Genomic DNA, 3,626 nt, shown 5'->3' with positions numbered 1-3,626 from the left:
CCCATCGCCGTTCCGTCCCGTCCAGTAGCGCTCGCCAACACGTTCCTGCAAGGTCGGCAGCTTGTTGAGCGCCTGCATGTTCTGCAGATAGCCTTCATAAACCGGAACCGACGGGCTGTAACGTGGAGCAGGCGGCACAGGTTGTGGACAAGTATTTGTCAGATGGCAATCCTGATCAACAAATTGACTGGTCAGATACCAGTTGCCATCGTTGCCGCCGGTACCGGGGCCCTGTTGCAGCGTGTAGGCATACGCCCCACCCCGAACCGCCTGCTTGCCGTCCTTGGTGACAAAGTCACCCAGCAGCGAGAAGGTGCCGTTCGACTGGCCACCGACATCGACCACTTCGATGCCATTGACGGTCTGAGCCCCAAGTCCACCGCGATTGACGACTTTCAGATTGGTGTTGCCGGACGTATCGCCACCGACCTTCAGCATGTCGGTCTTGGAATCATCCCCATTCAGCACACTGTTGATGACGAACATGCCGCCATTGCCAACATAGTTGCCGGCAACGTTCAGCGTGGTGCCGCCCGAACCGCCGAAATTGACTGTGCCGGAATTGGAGAGCCCGGCCATGTCGGTGTCATGGCCGCCAAGATCGATCAGGGCATTGTTTGCAACCAAATAGGTGGAAGCGCTGGAGAAAGCGCCTGCGGCACCTTGCACCAGAGCGCCGCCATTGACGTTGGTCTCGCCCGCATAGCTGCCAGTGCCGGAAAGCGTCAGCGTGCCATTGCCATTCTTGTTAAGGCCTCCGGCCCCGTCCATCATGCCGGAAAAGGTCGTATTGATGTTCTGCTCAAGCGTCAGCGTGCCGGAGCCAAGCGCTACATAGCCGCCTCCCGTAAGGCCGCCAACTGTTTCATTTAAATTTGCCAGATCGGCAGTGCCGTCTTTCTCGACCGTCAGCAGGCCAGAACCAAAGGCGTGATCCTGAATGCCGGCCTTCGCCGTGCCCTTCTCGACCGTCAGACCGCCGGTGAACGTGTTGTTGCCTTCAAACACCGTCGTGCCGCTGCCGCGCTGCACGACAATGCCGTTTCCGCTGATCGCACCGGAAAATGCATATTCATCCGAACGGTTGAAGGCCAGCGTGCCACGACCATATAGATCGCCGTCCACCACCACATCGCCCAAAATGCTGCCGCTATTGCCGCCGTCTCCGAGCTGAAGCGTTCCATGGCTGACCGTCGTGACACCAGTATAGGTGTTGGTGCCGGTCAGAACCAGTGTGCCGAAATCGACTTTTTTGAAACCTTGTTCACCGCGCAGTTCCGTCTCAATGGTCGCGGTCATGGCTGCTCCGGCGGAAGAACCGTCACCAACACGGATCGTCGGCACGCCGTCAACAGGGTCAAAGAGAACAATATGGCCACCCGTCAGCCGATAACCATCGATCGAAAATACAAGACCACTCGCCCTGATCGGGAACGTACTGTCATCGACTGTGACGGTCCCTGCCCTCACACCGAACTGGGCGACTTCATCATCACTCCATATGCTGTTGTGCGCGCCGTCAAAGGTTGTCCAGTTATTATTGGAACCATCCCATACGCCATCTCCACCGTCCACGGCGCCATTGTCGTGCCGCGTAATATCGCCGCCGTCCCACATATTAAAGCCAGGTTCAGACGTATAGTAGAGATCGTATTGGTTTGGTATATCGGTGATAAACTGCAACCGGGTGGGGTCCGTTCCAATTGGGACAGTCCCCAGTGTCAGTCCGCCAGACCTGGTCCCGCCAAAATCGAACAGACGATACAGGCCCGGTCCGAAATCGCCGATGTCCAGTATGTTCAATGTGCCATTCAGGGCCAAATCCCCCTGAACATTAAACAAACCCGGCGCATTAGGCGCACGGCCGAGGCTTACGCTTACAATACTGCCGCTGTATAGAGACAGGTTATTCTGAAAGGTCAGGACATGGCCTTGTTGACCGATAAGCGTCGCTCCGTCCGCGATCGTCGTATTGCCGCCGATTGTACCTGTTCCCGCAAGAGTGGTTCCTGTATTGACAGCCAGGGTGCCCCCCAAAACGCCGCTTACAAACAGTCCTCCGGCGTCCACGGATGTAGATCCCGCGAATGCACCGCTATCGCCAGACAGCTCCAGAATGCCGCCGCCAAGCTTCTGAACGCTGCCCGCACCGCTTATCGCTCCTGCATAAGTCGGATTATCTGATCGATTGAAAATCAAATGGCCGTCGACTGCAGCGTCGCCCGCAATGCTGCCGGTCATACCGGCTGCGCCGAGCTGCAACGTCGCTCCCGCCGCGACGGTACTCAAGCCTGTATAGGTATTGTCACCGGTAAAGATTGCCGTGCCCATATCAATCTGAATGCCGCCGCCGGTTCCTGAGGCGGTGCCGGCAAAAGTTTGCGGCTGGGTGTTTTTCAGCACAAGCGTCTTGCTTCCCAGATTGATCGTGCTGCCGGAAGAGCCAGAAAAGTCTTTCATTGCGGTCGCGCTGGTAACGCCGGAAATATCGAGATTGGCATTCAGTGTCACACTCCTATGCGACTCAAGACTGCCATCATCAATCAGCGCCAGCGTACCCTCGTCGATTGTCCAGGGGCCGGTTGCCTGAGACACGCCTCCGCCAGTCCAGGTGCCCACCCCGTTCTTTGTGAAATCAGCAAAACCCATATAGCCCGTTCTCTGGCTGCGGGAATCCCCAGGATCGATATGATCCAGGGTGCCGAAGTTGAACGTACCTGGATTCGTCCCACCGAGAACGAGATGGTTTCCTGTGCCGTTGGTAATATTAACGACGCCGCGCATATTTTGCCCGCCCCAGAGCTCCAGGGTGTTTTGATTGCCTTCGAACTCGATCGCGTATGCACTCGACCCACCAGGACTGTCAGCCGTTGTGTAGTTGCCCAGGATGAGTTTCGAATTTATAACTTTGTTGTTGTTGCCCAAAACATATATTGCGGGGACACTTTCAGCATCCGTGTTTTGTAGGCTGCTATCAAAAGCTCTGAAAATACTGCCCTGATTGTCGATAATACTGCCGTCTCCCTCGAGAATGAGAGCAGGAGGAGCTTTGTGCTTCGCGTAGGTAACCATACCCGTGGCAATGAAGCCCGTGGAATAAACATTAACCGTTGTGCCGCCCTTCATATATAGGCCCCCGCCCGGGGAACCTTCGTACACTGCCTGTCCCGTGTAGTCTCCACCCCTTAACGTGTTGCCGCTAGCCCCTCCGCGGACCTCCGCGTAAATCTCCAACCTGCCCTGGTTCAGAATTATACTCAACCCGCCGCCGCCGCCATATTCATCCGTTAGAGGATTGAAGTTCGGCCTTTCTTTCGCTCCTCCTTGACCACCCAAAACACGGCTACCAGCTCCAACGGTAAAAACGCTCCCGTTGAGGATAAGCGCCACCCCGCCACCCCTTGCCATATTATTTGTCTGAAGGTCGCTTCCTTCGCCGCCGACGCCGCCCATTATCACGCCATTCACAGTATATTCCTGCGCATTGATAATCGCCAGCGCGCCGCCGCCGCCGCCGCCCGCATCCTGTGAAAGCCCCCCGTCTTCCCCTGCGGCTTTCTGGAAATTGGGTAAGGGTTCTGTAGAATCGTTAATAGTGGCCCCAAGGACCCCGCCCTTTCCTCCCC

General features: G+C 56.5%; 2 protein-coding genes. One reads left to right on the top strand and one right to left on the bottom strand.

What is annotated here, in order from left to right; genetic code table 11:
* The coding region (locus F9K78_RS21700) for an autotransporter outer membrane beta-barrel domain-containing protein (RefSeq protein WP_235925508.1) at window positions 1–3,408 on the bottom strand (3,408 nt) is incomplete at its 3' end.
* Here F9K78_RS21700 and F9K78_RS22400 point away from each other — a divergent pair.
* A complete protein-coding gene (locus tag F9K78_RS22400; protein ID WP_235925509.1) occupies window positions 3,325–3,531 on the top strand; it encodes a hypothetical protein in 207 nt (68 codons plus the stop codon). The genes F9K78_RS21700 and F9K78_RS22400 overlap by 84 nt on opposite strands.
* Window positions 3,532–3,626: the final 95 nt, after the last annotated feature.

Origin of the sequence: Brucella pseudintermedia, from assembly GCF_008932435.1 — a bacterium.
Taxonomy (GTDB): Bacteria; Pseudomonadota; Alphaproteobacteria; order Rhizobiales; family Rhizobiaceae; genus Brucella; species Brucella pseudintermedia.
The sequence above is the reverse complement of the archived record's forward strand: the minus strand, read 5'-3'. Positions and strand labels throughout refer to the sequence as shown.